This is a genomic window from Mycolicibacterium arenosum (assembly GCF_024320865.1).
Classification (GTDB): domain Bacteria; phylum Actinomycetota; class Actinomycetes; order Mycobacteriales; family Mycobacteriaceae; genus Mycobacterium; species Mycobacterium arenosum.
On record NZ_JANDBD010000014.1, the window covers coordinates 58,171 to 79,828 of the forward strand.

The 21,658-nt window shown below is 70.8% G+C and carries 21 protein-coding genes; 8 read left to right on the forward strand and 13 right to left on the reverse strand.

What is annotated here, in order from left to right:
• Nucleotides 1-11: 11 nt before the first annotated feature.
• Nucleotides 12-353, reverse strand: a complete 342-nt coding sequence (locus tag NM203_RS28015; RefSeq protein WP_255063879.1) for a hypothetical protein — start codon at nucleotides 351-353, stop codon at nucleotides 12-14.
• Nucleotides 354-474: 121 nt separating this feature from the next.
• Between NM203_RS28015 and NM203_RS28020 the strand changes: the two genes are divergently transcribed.
• The gene (locus NM203_RS28020; RefSeq protein ID WP_255063880.1) at nucleotides 475-810 is read left to right on the forward strand and encodes an RNA polymerase-binding protein RbpA; all 336 of its coding nucleotides are present in this window, start codon (nucleotides 475-477) and stop codon (nucleotides 808-810) included.
• On the opposite strand, the gene NM203_RS28025 is transcribed toward NM203_RS28020, so the two are convergent.
• Genes NM203_RS28025 through cobN form a run of 7 tightly spaced genes read right to left on the reverse strand, consistent with a single transcriptional unit; the run spans nucleotide 811 to nucleotide 9,769 of the window.
• Nucleotides 811-1,572: a polyprenol monophosphomannose synthase gene (locus NM203_RS28025; RefSeq protein WP_255063881.1), complete on the reverse strand. Its 762-nt coding sequence runs from the start codon at nucleotides 1,570-1,572 to the stop codon at nucleotides 811-813.
• A complete protein-coding gene (lnt, locus tag NM203_RS28030) occupies nucleotides 1,569-3,245 on the reverse strand; it encodes an apolipoprotein N-acyltransferase (RefSeq protein ID WP_255063882.1) in 1,677 nt (558 codons plus the stop codon). The genes NM203_RS28025 and lnt overlap by 4 nt, the downstream gene beginning before the upstream one ends.
• On the reverse strand, nucleotides 3,238-4,848 hold the full coding sequence (locus NM203_RS28035) for an amidohydrolase (RefSeq protein ID WP_255063883.1): 1,611 nt from the start codon (nucleotides 4,846-4,848) through the stop codon (nucleotides 3,238-3,240). Before NM203_RS28035 ends, lnt begins: the two co-directional genes overlap by 8 nt.
• A gap of 1 nt (nucleotide 4,849) precedes the next feature.
• The gene (locus NM203_RS28040) at nucleotides 4,850-5,326 is read right to left on the reverse strand and encodes an FxsA family protein (RefSeq protein ID WP_255063884.1); all 477 of its coding nucleotides are present in this window, start codon (nucleotides 5,324-5,326) and stop codon (nucleotides 4,850-4,852) included.
• 33 nt (nucleotides 5,327-5,359) lie between these two features.
• Nucleotides 5,360-5,752, reverse strand: a complete 393-nt coding sequence (locus NM203_RS28045) for a PPOX class F420-dependent oxidoreductase (protein ID WP_255063885.1) — start codon at nucleotides 5,750-5,752, stop codon at nucleotides 5,360-5,362.
• The gene (locus NM203_RS28050; protein ID WP_255063886.1) at nucleotides 5,745-6,134 is read right to left on the reverse strand and encodes a PPOX class F420-dependent oxidoreductase; all 390 of its coding nucleotides are present in this window, start codon (nucleotides 6,132-6,134) and stop codon (nucleotides 5,745-5,747) included. Before NM203_RS28050 ends, NM203_RS28045 begins: the two co-directional genes overlap by 8 nt.
• A 20-nt stretch (nucleotides 6,135-6,154) precedes the next feature.
• Nucleotides 6,155-9,769: a cobaltochelatase subunit CobN gene (cobN, locus tag NM203_RS28055; protein ID WP_255063887.1), complete on the reverse strand. Its 3,615-nt coding sequence runs from the start codon at nucleotides 9,767-9,769 to the stop codon at nucleotides 6,155-6,157.
• A gap of 57 nt (nucleotides 9,770-9,826) precedes the next feature.
• Between cobN and NM203_RS28060 the strand changes: the two genes are divergently transcribed.
• Both NM203_RS28060 and NM203_RS28065 read left to right on the forward strand, forming a co-directional pair.
• Entirely contained in the window at nucleotides 9,827-10,639 is an 813-nt protein-coding gene (locus NM203_RS28060) for a helix-turn-helix domain-containing protein (protein WP_255064040.1), read from the forward strand.
• Between the two features lie 10 nt (nucleotides 10,640-10,649).
• A complete protein-coding gene (locus tag NM203_RS28065) occupies nucleotides 10,650-11,051 on the forward strand; it encodes a VOC family protein (protein WP_255063888.1) in 402 nt (133 codons plus the stop codon).
• Nucleotides 11,052-11,299: 248 nt separating this feature from the next.
• Here NM203_RS28065 and NM203_RS28070 read toward each other — a convergent pair whose 3' ends face one another.
• On the reverse strand, nucleotides 11,300-12,763 hold the full coding sequence (locus tag NM203_RS28070) for a flavin-containing monooxygenase (RefSeq protein WP_255063889.1): 1,464 nt from the start codon (nucleotides 12,761-12,763) through the stop codon (nucleotides 11,300-11,302).
• 70 nt (nucleotides 12,764-12,833) lie between these two features.
• On the opposite strand from NM203_RS28070, the gene NM203_RS28075 reads away from it, so the two are divergent.
• The 5 genes from NM203_RS28075 to NM203_RS28095 all read left to right on the forward strand — a co-directional run bounded on the left by NM203_RS28075 (nucleotide 12,834) and on the right by NM203_RS28095 (nucleotide 18,264).
• A complete protein-coding gene (locus NM203_RS28075; RefSeq protein ID WP_255063890.1) occupies nucleotides 12,834-13,781 on the forward strand; it encodes a TauD/TfdA dioxygenase family protein in 948 nt (315 codons plus the stop codon).
• Nucleotides 13,782-13,945: 164 nt separating this feature from the next.
• Nucleotides 13,946-15,058, forward strand: a complete 1,113-nt coding sequence (cobG, locus tag NM203_RS28080) for a precorrin-3B synthase (protein WP_255063891.1) — start codon at nucleotides 13,946-13,948, stop codon at nucleotides 15,056-15,058.
• A 9-nt stretch (nucleotides 15,059-15,067) separates the two neighbouring features.
• Nucleotides 15,068-15,694, forward strand: coding sequence for a precorrin-8X methylmutase (locus NM203_RS28085; RefSeq protein WP_255063892.1), 627 nt, complete (start codon nucleotides 15,068-15,070; stop codon nucleotides 15,692-15,694).
• Nucleotides 15,691-17,160 (forward strand): precorrin-2 C(20)-methyltransferase, encoded by a 1,470-nt coding sequence (locus NM203_RS28090; RefSeq protein ID WP_255063893.1) that lies wholly within the window; start codon nucleotides 15,691-15,693, stop codon nucleotides 17,158-17,160. The genes NM203_RS28085 and NM203_RS28090 overlap by 4 nt, the downstream gene beginning before the upstream one ends.
• 51 nt (nucleotides 17,161-17,211) lie before the next feature.
• On the forward strand, nucleotides 17,212-18,264 hold the full coding sequence (locus NM203_RS28095; RefSeq protein WP_255063894.1) for a phosphotransferase family protein: 1,053 nt from the start codon (nucleotides 17,212-17,214) through the stop codon (nucleotides 18,262-18,264).
• On the opposite strand, the gene NM203_RS28100 is transcribed toward NM203_RS28095, so the two are convergent.
• Genes NM203_RS28100 through NM203_RS28115 form a run of 4 tightly spaced genes read right to left on the reverse strand, consistent with a single transcriptional unit; the run spans nucleotide 18,248 to nucleotide 21,649 of the window.
• Nucleotides 18,248-18,973 (reverse strand): cobalt-precorrin-6A reductase, encoded by a 726-nt coding sequence (locus NM203_RS28100; protein WP_255063895.1) that lies wholly within the window; start codon nucleotides 18,971-18,973, stop codon nucleotides 18,248-18,250. The two genes, NM203_RS28095 and NM203_RS28100, sit on opposite strands and share 17 nt — an antisense overlap.
• Nucleotides 18,973-19,728 (reverse strand): precorrin-4 C(11)-methyltransferase, encoded by a 756-nt coding sequence (cobM, locus tag NM203_RS28105; protein ID WP_255064042.1) that lies wholly within the window; start codon nucleotides 19,726-19,728, stop codon nucleotides 18,973-18,975. Before cobM ends, NM203_RS28100 begins: the two co-directional genes overlap by 1 nt.
• On the reverse strand, nucleotides 19,725-20,903 hold the full coding sequence (gene cbiE / locus NM203_RS28110) for a precorrin-6y C5,15-methyltransferase (decarboxylating) subunit CbiE (RefSeq protein WP_255063896.1): 1,179 nt from the start codon (nucleotides 20,901-20,903) through the stop codon (nucleotides 19,725-19,727). Before cbiE ends, cobM begins: the two co-directional genes overlap by 4 nt.
• The gene (locus tag NM203_RS28115; RefSeq protein WP_255063897.1) at nucleotides 20,900-21,649 is read right to left on the reverse strand and encodes an SDR family NAD(P)-dependent oxidoreductase; all 750 of its coding nucleotides are present in this window, start codon (nucleotides 21,647-21,649) and stop codon (nucleotides 20,900-20,902) included. The genes cbiE and NM203_RS28115 overlap by 4 nt, the downstream gene beginning before the upstream one ends.
• Nucleotides 21,650-21,658 lie beyond the last annotated feature (9 nt).

The window sequence follows — 21,658 nt, forward strand, 5'->3', positions numbered from 1 at the left end:
AGCCGGTTCGGTCACCGCCAGCCGTCGGCGGCCTTCGCGGCCTTGAGCAAGGTCTCGCACAGGCCGCGCAGTTCGGACTGGTCCGCACCCTCGTCGACGGCGGTGGCGACGTCCTCGGCGGCGCACCTCACCTCGAACACCCGATCGGACAGCTCGGCGGCCTCGGCCGCGGTCAGCACCACCGAATCGGGCGCCAGCGACGTGCCCTTGACCAGCGCACGCTGCTCGTAGGCGCGCTGGCGGCAGGACTGCCTGCAGTACTGACGGCGTCGACCCACCCCGGCATCGGGCACCTCGCGGCCACACCAACGGCAGGGCTGGGCTCGGCTGCGTCTGCCGACACCGATCGTCACGGGTCCCGACTGTAGACGGCCCCGCACGACATCGGAGTTATCATGGGGGGTCGAGTCGGGAACTTCGCGCACACCCGCTGCGTTGATTCCCCGGACCAATGCGTGAAGAGGAGAGTGGACGATGGCTGATCGCGTTCTGAGGGGTAGTCGGCTCGGTGCCGTGAGCTACGAGACCGACCGTAACCACGATCTCGCGCCACGCCAGGTCGCCCGCTACCGCACCGACAACGGTGAGGAGTTCGAGGTGCCCTTCGCCGACGACGCGGAGATCCCCGGCACCTGGCCCTGCCGCAACGGCATGGAGGGCACGCTGATCGACGGCGACGTCCCCGAGCCCAAGAAGACCAAGCCGCCGCGCACCCACTGGGACATGCTGCTGGAGCGTCGCTCCGTCGAGGAACTCGACGAGTTGCTCAAGGAGCGCATGGACATCATCAAGACGCGCAGGCGCGGCTAACTAGCGCGCGACGCCGCGGGCGCGATCGAGGCGCCCGCGGATTCCCCAGGCCGCGACGTTGACGATGGCTTCGCGGATGTTCGACCCGCTCATCTTCGACTTCCCCAACTCGCGTTCGGTGAACGTGATGGGCACCTCGACGACCGAGAAACCGGCGCTGACCGTGCGCCAGCTCATCTCGATCTGGAAGCAGTAGCCCTTCGAGTCGACCGTGGCCAGCTCGATCTTCTCGAGCACCTCACGGCGGTAGGCGCGGTAACCGGCGGTGATGTCGTCGATCTTCACCCCGAGCATCACCCGCGCGTAGCCGTTGGCGGTCTTCGACAGGATCTTCCGGCGCCGCGGCCAGTTGCGCACCGTGCCACCGTCGATGTACCGCGAACCGATCGAGAGATCGGCACCGCGGTCCACGGCGTCGAGCAGGCGGTACAGCTCCTCGGGGGCGTGACTGCCGTCGGCGTCCATCTCGACCAGCACGGTGTAACCGCGGCCCAGGCCCCACGCGAAACCGGCCAGGTAGGCCGCGCCCAGACCGGCCTTGCTGGTCCGGTGCATGACGTGCACGCGGTCCGGATCGGCGAGCGCCAGCTCGTCGGCGAGCTCGCCGGTGCCGTCGGGACTGCCATCGTCGACGACCAGCACGTGGACGTCGGGCTGGGCGACCTGCACCCGGCCCAGGATCAGCGGCAGGTTCTCGCGCTCGTTGTAGGTCGGGATGATCACCAACGTGCGCTGACTAGGGCGGTCGCCGGCCTCGCTCATGGCGCTCCTTCGTCGTCGAGGGCAACATCGGCGGCCGACTTCCGGCGCCGTGAGAACAACCCATTGTGCAGCATGGCCGTGACCACAGCCGCCACACCGATCATGACCAGCAGTCCCTGGACGAGCGGACCCCAGCGGGTAGCCGGTGTCAGATCCGATTTGAGCCGGATCTGGGTGTCCAGATAACCCGACTCGAAGAAGCCCGTCCTGCCCAGTTCGCGGCCGTCCGGGGCGACGACGGCGCTGATGCCCACCGTGCCCGCCACCACGACGTACCGGTCGTGCTCGACGGCTCGCAGCTTGCCGAACGCCAGCTGCTGCGCGCTCATGGCCGCGTCGAAGGTGGCGTTGTTCGCGGGCACCGTCAGGAACTGCGCGCCGTTCAGCACGCTTTCGCGAGCGGCGCGGTCGAAGATGACCTCCCAGCAGGTGGTGACCCCGACGGTCATGCCGTTGGCGTGCACGACGCCGTCCCCGTCGCCGGGCACGAAGTAGCCCGCGCGGTCGGCGTAGGACGACAGCAGCTTGAAGAAGGGCCGCCACGGCAGGTACTCGCCGAAGGGTTGCACGATCTTCTTGTCGTGGCGCTCACCCGGCCCCTCGACGGGGTCCCAGACGATCGCGGTGTTCGTCGCCGCCGGGGTGTCCCGGCTGTATCCGGGGGCCGCCACCACCGCGCCGACGAGGATGGGGGCGCGGATCGCCTCCGCGGCGGACGAGATCTGCTCCGCGGCGTCGGCGTTCGCGATCGGATCGATATCCGAGGAGTTCTCCGGCCACACCACGAACGCCGGCTGCGGGGCGCGACCCGCACGGACATCTGACGCGAGTCGCTTGGTCTCACGGACGTGGTTGTCGAGTACCGCGCGGCGCTGGGCGTTGAACTCCAGCCCGAGCCTCGGCACGTTGCCCTGAACAGCGGCCACCGTCACCGGCGGATCCTCCCCCGCGCCTGCGCCGGACTTGCGCAGGTGCGGGCTCGCGACCGCCACGCTCAGCAGCACCAGCACGATGCAGAGGCCGGGGATCAGGACGACCACCGGACCATCGGGTGACACGTGCGAGTCCGACCTCCAGCGGCGCGCGGCCTCGATCGCGAGAGCGGCCAGACTGAAGCCCACCGCGACGGTGGCGAAGCTCACGAGCGGCGCACTCCCCCACTGCGCCAGCGCCAGCAGCGGTCCGTTCGTCTGACTGAAGGCGATGACGCCCCAGGGGAATCCGCCGAACGGGACGACCGACTTGAGCCACTCGGTGAGCACCCAGAGCGCGGCGAACCACACGGGCCACCCCGGCAGCTGCCGCACCACCACCGCGAGGTAGCCGAACAGCGCGGGGAACAACGCCTCCACGAGGGCGAGCGCCAACCACGGGATCGCACCCACCAGACCGCTGATCCAGGGCAGCAGCGGGACGTAGAAAGCCAGGCCGAACAGCAGGCCGTACCCGAACCCGCCCGCGCGCGTCGTGTCCTCGCGAGTCAGGGCCCAGGCGAGCAGCCCCATCGCCGGGAACATCAGGTACCACCAGCCGAAGGGCGGAAAGCTCAGGCACGCCAGCAGACCGCCCGCGATGACCGCCGAGAGCCGCAACAGCCGCGGCACCAGGATCCGGCCCGCACTCGCCAGCACCGCGTCCTTCAGACTCGGCAGCTTCGTCGTCGGATCAGCCATGGAGCACGACGCCCCGGTGCACGGTGCGGACGCAGGTCGGCAGCGGATCATCGGGGTGCAGCCGCGGCACTGCGGGGACGCGTGAGCCCGGCTCGGTCGACCACCGCTGAACGCCGTCGGCGGGGGCGGCGATCTCGAGACCCTCCGCACCACCCGGCACGTCCCACACCGCGTACGAGGCGGGTGCGCCGGGCACCAGCGTGCCCGTGACGCCGTCGCGGACGCCGCCCGCCCGCCACGCGCCGCGGGTGGCCGCCGCGAACGCGGCGCGCGCCGAGAGTGCGCTGCCCGGCGTCTGATGCCGGATGGCGGCACGCACGCTCTCCCACGGGTTCATGCTGGTGACGGGCGCGTCGGAGCCCAGGGCGAGTGGCACGCCTGAGGATGCTAACAGCGCGAACCGATTGAGCCCGCGAGCCCGGTCGACGCCCAGCCTGCCGGCGTACATCCCGTGCTCGCCGCCCCACAGCGCGTCGAAGTTCGGCTGGATGCTCGCGAGCACGCCCGCCGCCGCCAGGCGGTCCGCGTCATCGGGCGTCACCATCTCGAGGTGCTCGAGGCGGTGTCCGCAGCGCGCCACCGCGGCAGCACCGAAGCGCGCCACGACCCGATCCAGCGCGGCGACCACCGCGCTCGTCGCGGCGTCGCCGATCACGTGGAAGCCCGCCGTGACCCCGGCCTCGGTGCAGGCCGCCAGATGCGCTTCGATCGCGTCGGTGTCCAAATAGGCGTTCCCGCAGCCACTCCCGTCGGCGTAGGGCTCGTGTAGCCACGCGGTGTGCGAGCCCAGTGCGCCGTCGACGAACAGGTCACCGGCCAAACCGCGCGCCCCGGTCTCGGCCATCAGGTCCTCGGCCCGGCGCACGGAGTCGACCGCCTCACCCCAGTAGCCGACGACGTCGACCCCGTGCCGCAGGGCGCGCACCGCCTGCCAGTCGTCGAGTCCGCCGATGTCCGGGCCCGCGCATTCGTGCACCGCGACGATCCCCATCCGAGCGGCCAGGTCGAGCGCCGCGTGTCGGGCGTCATCGCGTTGGCGATCCGTCAGCAGACCGCGGGCGACCGCGCGGACGCGGTGGTGCGCGTCGGCCGTCAGGGGCGCCTCGGCGGCGTAGCCCGCCGCGCCGGTCAGGCCGTCGGTCAGCGCCCGCAGGGCGCTGGTGGCCACCGCGGAGTGCACGTCGATGCGGGCCAGGTAGGCCGGCCGCGCCCCCAGCACCGCGTCGAGGTCGGCGGTGCTGGGCGCTACCGCCTCCGGCCAACCGGACTCGTCCCAGCCGTGCGCCCAGACGGGGCCGTCGGGATGCGCCAGTCCGTACTCGGCGACCAGCGTCAGCAGGTGCTCACGTGATGTCGCGGCCCGCAGGTCCAACCCGGTGGCAGCCAGCCCGGTGGACGTGAGATGGACGTGCGCGTCGACGAAAGCCGGTGCGACGAAGGCACCTTCGAGGTCGACCACCGTCGCGTCCGGATACAGCGCGCGGGCCACGTCGTCGCTGCCGAGCCACGCCACCGCGGCGTCGGGCCCGTCGCTCACCGCCATGGCGGTGGCCCCCGGCATGGCCGGACTGTGGATCAGTCCGTTGACGAGGAGAGTCGTCACCTCAGGCGGGCGGACGCGGCAATTGGGGCGCATCGACGACGATCACGTCGTCGGTGACGTCGATGACCTCACCCTCGATGTAGTCGCCGCGCGGCCCACGGGGACCGGGTGCGGTGACGACCAGCGGCATGCGAGCCAGCCCTCGGGCGGCGAGCGCCGCCACCGCCGGTCGGGCGACGGCCCTGGTGGGCGGCGTCAGGAGCAGCAGCCCGAGGGCCGACGAGACGAGGCCGGGCACCACCGTGAGGACCGTGCCCAGGGCGATGAGCACGCTGTCGGTGGCCGCGCCCTGCGGTTCGGCCAGTCCGGACCGCAAACGGCCCAGCTGCCGCGTCATCTGCGAACCGGCCAGCGCTATACCCAGCGCGAACGTGCCGAGGAGCAGCAACACCGTCCAGCCGAACCCGATGGCGTAGACGAGACCGATCACCACCAGGAGTTCGACGAGGACGTAGAGCCCGAACAGCCGCTTGAACATGTCGTGTCAACGTCCGGCGACGCGCTCGGGTTCCTATTCGGGCGCGCCGACGGGGCGCACCTCGATGGCGGCGTGCACCTTGTCGACGCCGCCGCGGATCTTCGCCTGCGGGATCCACCACCAGGCGTGCCACCAGTAGCGCCTGGTCACCATGTCGAACACCCGCCGGGTCTCGGACTTCGGCAGGTTGCGGGCCACGGCCTCGACCGGCTCACCCTTGATCTTGCCGAGCACGCCGCACTTCTGGATGGTCACCCGTGGAGTGTTATTGATGCGCTTGGTCTTCCACGAGCCGTCATCGGTGCTGATCAGCAGCCTGCCCTCGTGCGGCACGCCCCACACCGGGGTCGGCTTGGGCCGACCGTCCTTGGTGAAGGTGGTGAGCAGCAGGTACTTCTCCTCGTAGACGTCCTCGAACTCAGGCATCAGCCGCCGCTCGCAGTTCGATGGTCACGTTCTTCTCCATGCCGCCGCGCAGTTTGGAGAAGAAGTTGAAGATCTTGCCCACCAGGCCGTAGCGCTTGCCGAGGGCGTCGTAGGTCGCGGCGTTGGCCGACTTGTCCAGGATCGCGGCGGTGGCCTCGACGGCCTCGCCCTTCGGCTTCCCGCCGCGATCGCACTCGGCGATGGTCACCCGCGGGGTGTTGCGGATGCGCTTGACCTTCCAGGACTGCTCCTGGGTGATGGCGATCAGCCGGTCGCCGTCGGGCACGGCCCAGATCGCGGTCGGCTTCGGCCGACCGTCCTTGGTGAAGGTGGTCAGCAGGATGTACTGGGATCCCGCGACGTCGTTGAAAGTGACAGTCATGGCGCCCAACCTATCGGGCCTCAGCCCTCCAAGTCGCCCTCGGTCTCCAGCAGCACCTGCTTCAACCCGTTGAGCGTCGAGGGCTCCGGCTGGTCCCACATGCCGCGGCCGGCGGCCTCGAGCAGCCGTTCGGCCATGCCGTGCAGCGCCCAGGGGTTCGACTCCTGCATGAACTTGCGGTTCTCCGCGTCGAGCACGTACTCGTCCGCCAGCCGCTCGTACATCCAGTCGGCCATCACGCCCGCGGTGGCGTCGTAGCCGAACAGGTAGTCGACGGTCGCGGCCATTTCGAACGCGCCCTTGTAACCGTGCCGCCGCATCGCGTTGATCCACCGCGGGTTGACCACCCGCGCCCGGAACACCCTGGTGGTCTCCTCGGACAGCGTCCTGGTGCGCACCGCCTCCGGCCGGGTGTTGTCGCCGATGTAGGCGGCGGGATCCTTACCCGTCAGCGCGCGCACCGTCGCGATCATGCCGCCGTGGTACTGGAAGTAGTCGTCGGAATCGGCGATGTCGTGCTCTCGGGTGTCGGTGTTCTTGGCGGCCACCGCGATTCGACGGTAGGCGCGGTTCATGTCGTCGGTCGCCGCCGCGCCGTCCAGCCCGCGGCCGTAGGCGAAACCGCCCCACGCCGTGTACACCTGCGCCAGATCGGCGTCGTCGCGCCAATTGCGACTGTCCATCAACTGGAGCAGTCCTGCGCCGTAGGTGCCCGGCTTGGAACCGAAGATCCGCGTGGTCGCGCGGCGGGTGTCACCGTGCTCGGCCAGATCGACCTGGCTGTGGGCGCGGACGTAGTTGGCGTCGACCGGCTCGTCGAGTCCGGCGACCAGTTGCACCGCGTCGTCGAGCATCGTCACCACGTGTGGGAACGCGTCCCGGAAGAACCCCGAGATGCGTACGGTCACATCGATCCTGGGGCGACCCAGCTCCCCGAGCGTCATGGCCTCGAGGTTGACGACGCGCCGCGACGCGTCATCCCACACCGGCCGAACGCCAAGCAGCGCGAGTACTTCGGCGATGTCGTCACCCGAGGTGCGCATCGCCGAGGTACCCCACACCGACAGGCCCACCGACTGCGGCCACTGGCCGTGGTCTGCGCGGTACCGCTCGAGCAGCGAATCGGCAAGCGCAACACCGGTTTCCCACGCCAGCCGCGACGGCACCGCCTTCGGGTCGACCGAGTAGAAGTTCCGGCCCGTCGGCAGCACGTTGACCAGGCCGCGCAGCGGGGATCCCGAGGGCCCGGCCTCGATGAATCCGCCAGCCAGGGCGCGCAGCACCTGGGACAGTTCGGCGTCGGTGCCGCGCAGTCGCGGCACCACCTCGGTGGCGGCGAAGCGCAGGATCCGGCGCAGCTGGTCGTCATCGGTGATGGAGTCGACCGCCGCTGCGTCCCAACCGGATTCGCGCAGCGCGGTCACCAGCGCACGCGCCTGCTCCTCGGCGGCGTCGACGGCACCGCGGGCGTCCTTACCGTCCTCCGCCAGCCCGAGCGCCTGCCGCAACCCCGGCACCGACTGCTCGCCGCCGAACAGCTGGCGCGCCCGCAGCACCGCGAGCACCAGGTCCAGCTCGACGTCACCCTCGGGTGCGGACCCGAGGATGTGCAGACCGTCACGGATCTGAACGTCCTTGATCTCGCACAGCCAGCCGTCGACGTGCAGCAGCATGTCGTCGAACACGTCCTCGTCCGGCCGATCCTCAAGGCCCAGATCGTGATCCATCTTCGCCGCTCGCATCAGCGTCCAGATCTGCTGGCGGATCGCGGGCAGCTTGCCGGGATCCAGCGTCGACACCGTGGAGTGCTCGTCGAGCAGCTGTTCGAGCCGGGCGATGTCGCCGTACGTCTCGGCGCGCGCCATCGGCGGGATGAGATGGTCGACCAGCACGGCGTGCGCGCGCCGCTTGGCTTGCGTGCCCTCGCCGGGATCGTTGACCAGGAACGGGTAGATCAGCGGCAGATCGCCGAGCGCGGCGTCGGTACCGCAGTCGGCGGACATCCCGAGCGTCTTGCCCGGCAGCCATTCGAGGTTGCCGTGCTTTCCCAGGTGGATGACGGCGTCCGCGTGGAAACCGTCCGGGAACGCGTCGTCCAGCCACCGGTAGGCGGCCAGGTAGTGGTGGCTGGGCGGCAGATCCGGATCGTGGTAGATCGCGACGGGGTTCTCCCCGAACCCGCGCGGCGGCTGCACCATGATCACGATGTTGCCGGATCGCATTGCGGCGATGACGATCTCGCCGCCCGGGTCCCGGCTGCGGTCGACGAACAGCTCACCGGGGGGCGGACCCCAGTGCTCGACGACGGCGCTCGACAGGCTCTCGGGCAGCGTCGCGAACCACGCCCGGTAGGCAGAAGCGGACACCCGGATCGGATTGCCCGCCAGCTGCGCCTCGCTGAGCCAGTCCGGGTCCTGGCCACCGCGTTCGATCAGCGCGTGCACCAGGGCGTCGCCGTCCTCCGCGTCGACGCCGGGAACGTCGCCGATGACGTAGCCGGCGTCGCGCATCGCACGCAGCAGGGCGACGGCGCTCGCGGGGGTGTCGAGGCCGACGGCGTTGCCGATCCGCGCGTGCTTGGTCGGGTACGCCGAGAACACCAGCGCAACCCGCTTCTCGGCGGCGGGCACGTGGCGCAGCCGGGCGTGCCGAACGGCCAACCCGGCGACGCGAGCGCACCGCTCCGGGTCCGGCACGTAGGAGACCAGCCCCTCGTCGTCGATCTCCTTGAACGAGAAGGGGACCGTGATGATGCGCCCGTCGAACTCGGGCACCGCGACCTGGGTGGCGACGTCGAGTGGGCTGAGGCCGTCGTCGTTTCCGCTCCACGCCGCGCGGGCCGACGTGAGACACAGGCCCTGCAGAATCGGCACGTCGAGCGCGGCGAGGTGCGCGACGTTCCACTGGTCGTCGGTGCCCCCCGCCCCGACCGTCGCGGGGACGGCGCCGCCCGCCGCGAGCACCGTCGTCACCAGGGCGTCGGCGGTGCCGAGAAGCTCGAGGAGTTCGGGTTCCGGGGTGCGCAGCGAGGCGCAGTAGACGGCCATCGGACGCCCGCCCGCGGCGTGGATGGCGTGGCACAGCGCTCCGACGTACTCGGTGTTGCCCGCCAGATGTTGCGCACGGTAGAAGAGCACGGCGATGGTCGGGCCGTCGGCGGTCACGGTGCCGCCCGCCGGACACTCGAGCACGCCCCAGGTCGGCGTCGCCACCGGCGGCGCGAACCCCTCACCGGTCATCAGCAGCGTGTCGGACAGGAACGCGTGCAGTTGGCGGAGGTTCTCGATGCCGCCCTGCGCCAGGTAGACGTGCGCCTCGAGGGCGACGCCCGCGGGCACGGTCGAATGGCTCATCAGGTCGGCGTCGGGCGCCTGCTCGCCGCTGATCACCACGACGGGCAGCCCCGATGCGACGACCTCGTCGACGCCCTCCTCCCAGGCGCGGTACCCGCCGAGGATGCGGACCACCACGGCCTGCACGCCGTCGAGCAGTTCGGCGAGTTCGCCGTCGATGAGCCGCGACGGGTTGGCCCACCGGAACCGCGCGCCGCTGGACCGGGCGGCGATCAGATCGGTGTCGGAGGTCGACAGCAGCAGGATCGAAGGAGCGCTCGGGGTTTCCTCGGTGTCGGCCACGCACCATTCGTACCGCACGTCACCTCGGCCGGGACGGTTAGCCTGACTGACGTGACCATGACGGTGATCGCGGGCACACCGCATCCCGCGTTGCGGGACGTGGTCCTGCGGTACGAGGGCTTCGAGGATCGCCGCGGCGATCCGGTCACGTTCCGTGAGCTGCCGTGCAGCTTCGTGCCGATCATCATCGACCTCGACGCCGGGTGGACGATCACCTACGGCGGTGCACCGCCGATGCGGGTCGGCTCCTTCGTGGCCGGCGTGACCGACTCGGTCGTGGTCGTGGGGCACAGCGGGTCGGCGCGGTGCGTGCAGATCGACCTGACTCCGCTGGGCGCGCGCCGACTGCTCGGCGTGCCGATGAGCGAGCTGGCCAACGTCACGGTGCCCGTCGACGCGGTGCTCGGCGATTTCGGGAGCCGACTGGTGCAACGCGTCGGAGATGCCGCCACCTGGGCTGACAGGTTCGCGATTCTGGATCGCGCGCTGCGCGCCCGGCTGGCGGGCGCCGCGGCTGTCGACAGCGGGGTGGTCTGGTCGCTGCGCCGGATCGCGGCGGCCGGCGGCAACGTCGCCATCGGGGAACTCGCGGGTGAGCTGGGCTGGAGTCACCGCACGCTGATCGCGCGATACCGGGACGCCGTCGGGCTGCCGCCCAAGACGGTCGCTCGCATCGTCCGGTTCGAATCCCTCACCGCGAGGGTGACGCGGGATCCCGGTGCCGACTGGACGGCCACGGCCCTGGCGTGCGGGTACTTCGATCAGGCGCATCTCGCACGGGAGGTGCGCGAGTTCGCAGGCGTCACGCCGACCGTCCTGCGCGCGGAGTTGGTCAATTCCGTCCAAGACGCCGCATCGGCGCCGTCCTAGCGTCACGGTCATGACCGAGACGTTCAACGGCGCCTTCTCGACGGTGCCCTACTCAGATCCGCGCGCGGGCATCGCCTGGCTGGTCAGCGCCTTCGGCGCGACCGCCACGCTGGTGGTGCCCGAGGACCCCGACCAGCCGCTGATTCACGCCGAGGTTCGGGTGGGTAGCGGCGTGGTCATCATCGACGACGCGAACCGCAGCCCGGAGCGCCCGTGGGCGCTGGCCGGGCCGGTTTCGGTGTACGTGGTGGTCGACGATCCCGACGCGATGCACGATCGCGCTGTCGCAGCAGGAGCCGAGATCGTCCTGGAACTGTCCTACAAGGACTACGGCTCAAGGGACTTCATGACCCGGGATCCACACGGCAACCTGTGGTGTTTCGGTACCTACGTTCCCGGTGGGGACGGCTGACTGGTCAGCGACCGCCGTCCCAGCGGTTGGCCCACGACTGCGGGTAGGGCAGTCCCAGGGCCACGATCATCAGAACCACGATCGCGGCGAACACGATGAGTCCGATCATTTTTCGTTCCTCTCCTATGCGCCTCCGCAGACCCCGTTGTCATTCGCGGACGGCGACTGCCAAGAAACGTAATACCGGCGGTACCGGATAAGCGGCTTTCGTGTGGCACGGAACACAGCACACGAAAACGTGACCGATGTCACACCTGAGAGGCGCGCACCTCGAAGTCACGGGGATCGGGCGTGGCGAGTAGTTCGGCGTGGCGTTCCGGCACCCATGGGAAGAGTTCTGGCAGGCCGTCCTTCCCCAGGTACCAACTCGAGCAACCCGATACCCAGATCGTCTGCGGCATAGCGGCTTTCATGTCCTCGTTGTAGCTCTTGGTCGCGGTCTCGGTGGGCTCGGCCTCGACGACCTCCCCTTCGGCAATGCGCCGGATCCACCACAGCGCGTAGTCGGCCTGGTCCTCGGCGATCGGCACCAGCGATTGGTTGCCCACCGGCGAGTGCGGGCCCATCAGCATGAACATGTTCGGGAAACCCGGCACCGCGACCGAGCGATACGCCACCGGCCCGTCGGCCCAGACCTCGTCGAGACGCAGGCCGGCGCGGCCGATCACGTTCATCGGCCGCACGTAGGCCCGCGCGTCGAAGCCGGTCGCCAGCACCAGCACGTCGAGCTCGTGCAGCGCGCCGTCGGCGGTTCGGACACCCCGCGGTTCGACGTGCTCGATCAACTCGGTGACCACGTCGACGCCCGGCTTCTGCACCGACTGGAAGTAGTGCCCCGCGAAGATCATCCGCTTGCACATCGGCAGGTCCTTCGGCGTCAGCTTGCGCCGTAGTTCGCGGTCGCGGACCGACAACCGCAGGTTCCATCGGCACAGTGCGCTGAACAGCCTCCGCTGGAAGCCGGGTTGAATCGGGCCGCGACCGAAACCGAATCGGACGAACCAACCCCAGAACCAGTAGCCCGGCGACGTCAGCGCCGGCCACCGCCGCATGAGCGCGCGTGCGGGCCGCGAGTAGGACATGTTCGGCCACGGACACACCCACTGCGGGGTCCGCTGGAAGACGCTCAGTCCCCTCACCCGCCCGCCGAGGGCCGCGGTGATCTGCACACCGGTGGACCCGGTGCCGATCACCCCGATGCGCTTATCCGGCAGCGGTATCGAGTGGTCCCACTGGGACGAGTGGAACACCGGCCCCTCGAACGCGTCGAGCCCGGTGATGCTCGGAAGGCGCGGCACCCGCAGAATGCCCGTCGCGGTGACGAGCACGTCGAACGCCTGCTCACCGTCGGCGGTCGTGAGATACCACCGCCCCTCGCGGTACTCCGCGCACGTGACATCGGTGCCGAACCGGATGAAGCGGCGCAGGCCTCGCTCGTCGGCCACCCGGCGCAGGTAGGTCAGGATCTCGGGGCCCGGCGGATTGAGGCGCGTCCACTCCGGGTTCGGATGGAACGAGTACGTGTAGTAGCGCGACGGAATGTCGCACGTCAGTCCCGGATAGGTGTTGTCCCGCCAGGTACCGCCGATGTCGTCGGCCTTCTCGAACACGGTGAAATCCGCGATGCCTGCGTCGAGCAGCTTGCTGGCCATGCAGAGGCCCGACATACCTGCACCGATGATCGCCACGGTCGGCGTGCGCTGAGACGTCACGTGCCGCCCCTTTCAAATCTCGCCCATCTGAATAATGGACTCCGGGGCGCGGTTCTGCGGAAATTACGCAATGGTCAATCCCTCTCCCGCCCCCGACTGGCCCCACGTCGTCAAACTCGGCGCTCACATCGGCGCCCGGATCGACAACGTTCGGCTCGGCGGCCATCTCGACGCGGGTGTCGTCGACGCGATCAACGCGGCGCTGCTGACGCACAAGGTGCTCTTCTTCCGCAGTCAGCACCACCTCGACGACGAGGGCCAGTACGCGTTCGCGAAGCTGCTCGGTACGCCGACGCTGGCCCATCCCACGGTGCTGTCGCGAGGGACCGACGTGCTGCCCATCGACTCGCGCTACGACAAGGCCAACTCGTGGCACACCGATGTGACGTTCGTCGACCGGATCCCCAAGGCGTCGCTGCTCCGGGCGATCACCCTGCCCGAGTACGGCGGCACCACCACGTGGGCGTCCACCGAGGCGGCCTACGACCAGCTGCCCGAGCCGCTGCGACTGCTCGCCGAGAACCTGCGCGCGCTGCACACCAACGACTACGACTACATCCGCGACTACGACGACGCCGACGGCGACGTCGACCTCAAGCAGAACGAGTACCGCAGCGAGTTCGTCTCCGAGCACTACGAGACCGAACACCCCGTCGTTCGCGTGCATCCCGAAACCGGCCGCAAGGTGCTCCTGCTCGGCCACTTCGTCCGGAAGTTCGTCGGCCTCGGGACGGTCGAGTCGGCGACGCTACTGCAGCTGCTGCAAGCCCGAATCACCAAATTGGAGAACACCATCCGCTGGAACTGGGCCCCCGGCGACGTCGCCATCTGGGACAACCGGGCCACCCAGCACTACGCGGTGTCCGACTACGACGACCAGTACCGCAGGCTCAGTCGCGTCACGCTCGCCGGCGACATCCCCGTCGACGTCCACGGGCTCCCCAGCCGTGTCGTCGCGGGCGATGCGTCGCACTACTCCGACGTCGTCACGCCCAGACGATTGACGGTCGTGCCGTAGCGGGTCCCCGCTGCCCGCTACGGCACGCCGCCTCCGGGTCCTCCCCCAAGTCCCGGATCCCCGGTAGAACCGGTATGACACGACCGTATTCGGGTGTCGACGGGACATCGCGCGTAGCGCACTACTCGAATCCCGCACCGGACTACTCATATGCTCGGGAGGACATGACGAGGATCCGTGACGACGACGCCTGCCCCGGTGCGCTGCAGGTGCACCAGGCGGCCGACGGGGCGCTGGCCCGGATCCGGCTGCCCGGCGGGATGATCACCCCGGAGCAACTGACCGCGCTGGCTCGGGTCGCCACTGAGTTCGGCTCTTCGGCAATGGAACTCACCTCCCGTGGCAACATCCAGCTGCGGGCGCTGACGCAGCCCGAGGAGGTCGCCGCCGCCGTCGCCGCTGCGGGCCTGCTGCCGTCGGTGACCCACGAGCGCGTGCGCAACGTCGTCGCGTCGCCGCTGTCGGGTCGTCGGGGCGGCCTGGGCGACGTGCGGCCGCTGGTCACCGCGCTCGACGAGGCCATCCGGGCCGATGCCGCCCTCGCGGACCTGCCGGGGCGCTTCTGGTTCAGCCTCGACGACGGCAGCGGTGACGTATCGGGACTCGAGGCCGACGTCGGCGTCCACCTAATGGGCTCCGACCACGCCGCGCTGCTGGTCGCCGGGGTCGACACCGGGGTGCGCGTGGCGGTCGCCGACGCCGTCGCCACCCTCGTCGCGGTGGCGACGGAGTTCCTGACGCTGCGCGGGTCCGCCTGGCGCGCCGCTGAACTCGCCGAGCCGGCCCGCCTCATCCGGGGGCTCGAACCCGTGGCGGAGCCGGGGGCCACGTGGTCCCCCGTCACGCGGCCGCCGGTCGGGTGGATCGAGCAGGCCGACGGCAGGATCGCGCTCGGCGCCGCCGTTCCGCTCGGAGTACTGCAGGCCCGAGTCGCGGAGTTCCTCGCCGCGCCCGCCACGCCGCTGGTCGTGACGCCGTGGCGATCGGTGCTGCTGTGCGACCTGGACGAGGGTGTCGCGGACACCGCGTTGCGCGTGCTGGCGCCACTCGGGCTGGTCTTCGACGAGAACTCGCCGTGGCTCGACGTCAGCGCGTGCACCGGAAGCCCCGGCTGCGCCAGTTCGATCGCCGACGTACGCCACGACGCCGCGCAGGCGGCGCGCCAGCCCACCGACACCCACCTACACTTCGTCGGATGCGAACGCGCGTGCGGCAGCCCGCCGGTGGGCGATGTCATGGTGGCGACCGCTGACGGCTACGAGCGCAGGCGAACGTAGGGTGAGCGCGTGCTCGACTACACCCGCGACGCGGCCGAGATCTACCGGCAGTCGTTCGCGACGATTCGCGACGAAGCGAATCTGACCCGCTTCCCCGCCGACGTCGCGCGCGTGGTCGTGCGGCTCATCCACACGTGCGGCCAGGTCGACGTCGCGGACCACGTCGCCTACACCGACGACGTCGTGTCCCGTGCGCACGCGGCGCTGGCCGGCGGCGCTCCGGTGCTGTGCGACTCGTCGATGGTGGCCGCGGGCATCACCCGCTCCCGGCTCCCCGCGGACAACCAGGTGGTGTCGCTGGTCGCCGATCCGGGCGCGGCCGACCTCGCCGCGACGCTCGGCAGCACCCGCTCGGCGGCCGGGGTGGATCTGTGGGCCGAGCGCCTCGGCGGCGCCGTGCTCGCGATCGGCAACGCGCCGACCGCGCTCTTCCGGCTTCTCGAACTCCTCGACGAGGGTGCGCCGACTCCCGCCGCCGTGCTCGGCGGCCCCGTCGGGTTCGTCGGTTCCGCACAGTCCAAGGACGAGCTCATCGCGCGCCCGCGCGGCATGTCCTACCTGGTGGTCACCGGCAGGCGCGGCGGCAGCGCGATGGCGGCCGCGGCGGTCAACGCGATCGCGAGTGAACGGGAGTGACGGGCACGCTCTGGGGCGTGGGCCTGGGCCCCGGCGACCCCGAACTCGTCACCGTGAAAGCCGCGCGTGTCATCGGCGAGGCCGACGTCGTGGCGTATCACAGCGCGCGCCACGGCCGCAGCATCGCGCGCGGCATCGCCGAGCCCTATCTGCGCGAGGGACAGCTCGAAGAGCATCTCGTCTACCCGGTGACGACCGAGACCAGCGAGCACCCCGGCGGATACGCGGGCGCCATGGAGGACTTCTACCGCGAATCCGCCGACCGCATCGCCGCGCACCTCGAGGCGGGCCGCGACGTGGCCCTGCTGGCCGAGGGCGACCCGCTCTTCTACAGCTCCTACATGCACATGCACACCCGGCTCACCACGCGATTCCACGCGGTGATCGTGCCGGGCGTGACCTCGGTGAGCGCGGCGTCCGCGGCGACCGGCACCCCGCTGGTCCAGGGCGACGAGGTGCTGACCATCCTGCCGGGCACCCTGCCCCCCGACGAGTTGCGCCGACGCCTCGCCGACACCGACGCCGCCGTTGTGATGAAGCTCGGCCGGTCCTACCCCGCTGTGCGCGAAGCGCTTTCGGCGGCGGGCCGACTGGACGAGGCCTACTACGTCGAGCGCGCCAGCACCGAGCGTCAGCGGGTCCTCCCCGCGGCGGACGCCGACGCCGACTCGGTGCCGTACTTCGCGATCGCGATGCTGCCCGGCATGACGGCGAAGCCGGCTCCGGTGGGCAGCGTCGCCGTCGTGGGGCTGGGGCCCGGTGACGTCGACTGGATGACACCGCAGAGCAGGCGCGAGCTGGCCGCGGCGACCGACCTGATCGGCTACGGGCCGTATCTCGACCGGGTCGGCAGCAGGGCGGGCCAGACCCGGCACCCGAGCGACAACACCGACGAACCGGAACGCGCCAAGCTGGCGTGCACGCTGGCCCGGCAGGGTCGCGCCGTCGCCGTGGTGTCATCGGGCGATCCGGGGGTGTTCGCCATGGCGACCGCCGTCCTCGAGGAGGCCGCCGACTGGCCCGACGTCGACGTGCGCGTGATCCCCGCGATGACGGCCGCCCAGGCCGTGGCGAGCCGGGTCGGCGCGCCGCTCGGCCACGACTACGCGGTCGTCTCACTGTCGGACCGGCTCAAGCCGTGGGACGTCATCGCGGCACGGCTCGCCGCCGCCGCGGCAGCCGATCTGGTGCTGGCGATCTACAACCCGGCCAGTCGGTCGCGGACCTGGCAGGTGGCGGCCATGCGCGACCTGCTGCTCGAGCATCGCGATCCCGCGACGCCCGTCGTGATCGGCCGCGACGTGTCCGGCCCGCGCGAGGTCGTGAAGGTGGTCCGGCTCGCGGAACTGGACCCCGAGGACGTCGACATGCGGTGCCTGCTCATCGTCGGGTCGTCACAGACGCAGTGGGAGGCGAGGCCGTCGGGCGATCGGGTCTACACACTGCGGCGCTACCCCGGCAGCTGACTCGCGTCGAGAATCGTTGACAGCTGTCAGACCGCCCGTTAGTGTCCGGCCGTGTCGATCCCACGCAGTCCCACTGACATCACCGCCGAGTGGCTGAGCGGCGCACTGCGGACGGACGTCGCAGCTGTGACGTCACAGCCGATCGGCACCGGGCAGACCGGGGCCACCTACCGGCTGGCGGTCGACTACGCGGGCGACACCGACCTGCCGACGTCCTTCGCGGTGAAGCTGCCGTCACAGGACGACACGGTGCGCGAACGCGTGGCGCTCGGCTACCGCTCCGAGCACGCGTTCTACACCCACATCGCCGACGTGGTGAAAGTACCGATCCCGCACAGCTTCTACTGCGACATCTCCGATGACGGCGGCGACATCGTGCTGCTGCTCGCGGACATGGCGCCCGCCGTGCAGGGCGACCAGATCGCCGGCTGCACGGCGGTCGAGGCGGAGCTGGCCGCCCGCGCGATCGCCGGGCTGCACGCGCCCACGTGGTGCGATCCCAAGTGGACCGACTTCCCCGGTCTGGCGATGTCGATGCCGGATGCCGCAGCCGCCAAGGGGCTCGGCGACGTCGCCGTGATGGCCACCCAGATCACGCTCGACCGCCTCGGCGCGGAGATGGCCGAGGAGAATCGGCACACGGCGACCGAGGCGATGGCGTTGACGACGCCGTGGCTGCTGGCCGAGCCGAACCGGTTCTCGCTCATGCACGGCGACTACCGGCTCGACAACCTGCTGTTCACCCCGGACCGATCCAGCATCACCGTCGTCGACTGGCAGACACTCGGCGCGGGCCTCCCCACGCGCGACCTGGCCTACTTCACCGCGACGAGCCTGCTACCCGAGCAGCGCGCCGAACTCGACGAGCAGCTGGTCGCCGCCTACCACGACGAGCTGCTGAATTACGGCGTCACCGACTACGACCTCGACACCTGCTGGCGCGACTACCGCCTCGGCCTGCTGCAGGCCCCGCTGATCACCACGCTGGGCTGCGCGTTCGCCAGCAACACCGAGCGCGGTGACGAGATGATGCGCGTCATGCTCGAGCGCGGCTGCCAGGCGATCCGCGACCTCGGCAGCCTGGACCTCATCCGCGCGCTCTGACCCACTCGACGGCGTCGTCGACGGTCGTCACGGTGTCGACACCGTCGGGAAGGGCGGGCCGGTCGACCATGACGACCGCCACGCCGAGGGCCTCCGCGGCGTCCAGCTTGGCGCGGGTCATGTCGCCGCCGCTGTTCTTGGTCACCAGCGCGTCAATGTCGTGGTCGCGCAGCAGTCGCAGCTCGTCGTCGTAGCGGTAGGGCCCGCGCGACAGCACCAGCTGGTGGCGGGGCGGCAGCGTGTGCCCGTCCGGCGCGGTGACGGCCCTGATCAGGAACCACGCGTTCGACGCGCTGAACGCCGCGGTGCCGGACCGACCCGTCGTGAGGAACACACGGGAGAACGCCTGCGCGGCAACGACATCGGCCGCCTGCGCATCGGAGCCCACGACGATCGCCCTACCGTGCGGCCACGCCGGTCGCGCCAGAACCACGCTCGGCACCCCGAGCCGGCGGCAGGCGGAGGCGGCGTGTGCCGTGATGGTCGCGGCGAACGGGTGCGTCGCGTCGACGACGGCGTCGACGCGATGCTCGCTCAGATACGCCGCCAACCCGTCGACGCCGCCGAAGCCGCCGACGCGCACCTCGCCCACCGGCAGCGCCGGGTCGGGGACCCGACCGGCCAGGGAGCTGACGACGTCGACGTCGGGGTGGAGGTGAGCCGCCAGCGCCCGGCCCTCGGCCGTCCCGCCGAGCAGGAGTACTCGCACTAGTGCCTGCTTCCGCGTCGCCTGCCCGACGAGTAGAGGTAGCTGTCGGTGAAACCCTCGGCCGCCAGCACGTCACCGACCACGATCACCGCGGTCTTGGTCACTCCCTCGGCTCGCATCCGGTCGGCGAGCTCGGCCAGCGTGCACCTGATCACGATCTGCTCCGGCCAGCTGGCGAAAGCCACTACCGCACAGGCGGTTTCGGAGGTGTAACCGCCGGCCAGCAGCTCCGGCACCAGCGCATCCACCTGCGCGGCCGCCAGGTGGAGCACCAGCGTGGCACCGGGCGCCGAGAGCGATCTGAGATCCTCACCGTCCGGCATCGCGGTCGACAGCGTCGCCACCCTGGTCAGCGTCACGGTCTGCGACACCCCCGGCACGGTCAGCTCACGACCCAGAGCCGCGGCGGCCGCTGCGAAAGCCGGCACGCCGGGCACGATCTCGTAGTCGACTCCGAGTTCGTCGAGCCTGCGGCACTGCTCGGCCAGCGCGCTGTAGATCGACGGGTCGCCCGAGTGCAGGCGGGCGACGTCGAGTCCCGCCGCATGCGCTTCGGCGAGTTCGGTGATGATCTGCTCGAGCGTCAGCGGACCGGTGTCGACGATCTTCGCCCCCGGCGGGCACCACTCAAGCAGATCGGTCGGCATGATCGACCCGGCGTACAGGCAGACGGCGCAGCGCTGCAGAAGCCGCTGCCCGCGGACCGTGATGAGATCGGCGGCACCGGGTCCCGCGCCGATGAAGTACACCGTCACCGTCTGGTCACCACCCACTGCGTCACCGGCATCGCGGCCCGCCACCCGGTGAAACCCCCGACCGGCTCACCACGATAGTGCTGGAACCGTCTCAGCTCCCCGCCATGCCTCGAATACCATTGTGCGAGAACGGCTTCCGATTCAACCGTGACGGCGTTCGCCACAAGCCTGCCGCCGGCGGGCAGCCGGTCCCAGCACGCCTCGAGCAGCCCCGGCTGGCTGACCCCGCCACCGACGAAGATCACCGCGGGCGGGGGCGTCGTGGCGAAGGTCGCAGGCGCGTCGAACCCCACCTCGACCGGCACCCCGAACGCCGCGGCGTTCCGCGTGATCCGCGTCCGGCGTTCGGCGTCGCGCTCGAAGGCGACGGCGCGAGCGCCCGGTGTGCTGCGGCACCACTCGATCGCCACGCTGCCCGACCCCGCCCCGACATCCCACAGCAGCTCGCCGGGCCGCGGTGCCAACGCCGCCAGCGTGACCGCGCGCATCGCCTGCTTGGTCAGCTGCCCGTCGTGGGCGAACACGTCGTCGGGCAGGGTCGCACCCTGCCGCTCGTCGGGCAGGTAGCGCACCGCCATCACGTTGAGCGCGTCGACGTCGCCGGGTGGGCGCGACGCCCACTCCCGCGCGATCGCCGAGCGGCGCAGTTCACGCGGTCCACCGAGCTGTTCGAGCACGGTCACTTCGGAATCCCCACGGTCCGTGTCGGTCAGCAGCCTGGCCAGCGCCGCCGGGCTGGTGCCGTCGCGCGACAGCACCACGGCCTGCCCCCCGCGCCGCACCGCGGTGTGCGGCGGCGCGGTGACCAGGCTGATGATCTCCGTGTCCTGGACCGCCCAGCCGACCCGCGAGCACGCCAGCGTCACCGACGACACGTGCGGCAGGACGGTGACGGCGTCGACGCCGTGCAGGCGGATCAGCGAGTTCCCCACCCCGTGCAGCAGCGGATCACCGCTGGCGACCACGTGCACGTCGCCGTCGGCGCCGTCGAGCAGCGTGCGCAGCGCGGGCAGCATCGGCGTCGGCCACGCGCGCCGCACCCCGGTGATTTCGGAGTCGAGTAGATCGAGCTGACGCTGCGAGCCGTAAACGACGGTAGCTCTTGCCAATTCCCTGCGCGACGCCGGCGCCAGCCCGGCCATGCCGTCGGCGCCGATGCCCACCACGACGATCATCGGGAGAGCCTCCGCCAGACGAACCGCGGCGTCAGCCGGAACGCCAGCACCAGTACCGCGAGCGAGCGCGGCACCCACACCGACGTGCGGCCGGCGCGCAACGCCGTCGCGGCCGCGTCGGCCACCTGGCCGGGCGTGCTGGACAGCGGCGCGGGCGTCATGCCCTCGGTCATCCGGCCGATCACGAAGCCTGGCCGCACCAGCAGCACCTGCACCCCGGTGCCGTCGAGCGCATCGGTCAGCCCCGACACGAAGCCGTCGAGTCCCGCTTTCGCCGACCCGTAGACGTAGTTGGCGCGCCGCACCCGTGCGCCCGCGATCGACGAGAACGCGACGATGGCACCGCGGCCCCGCGCCCGCATGCCCGCGGCCAGCACCGTGAGCAGGCTGACCTGCGCCGTGAAGTCGGTGTGCACGATCGCAGCCGCGTGCGCGGAGTCCCGCTCGGCGCGGGCCTGGTCGCCGAGGATCCCGAAGGCGAGCACCGCGACGCCGATCGGCCCGAAATCCGCCTCGATCGACTCGACGAGGCCGACGTGTGCCGCGGCGTCGTCGGCGTCGAACTCCCGCACGTGCACCGCCGCCGCTCCGGCCGCGGTGACGGCGGCGGTCTCATCCGCGAGTCGATCGGCGCCGCGCGCCGCCAGTACGACGGTCGCGCCGGGCGCCAACCGAGTCACCAGTTCGACGCCGATCTCGCTGCGGCCGCCGAATATCACCACCGGCCCCGTGTCAGTCACGGCCACAGCTTATGA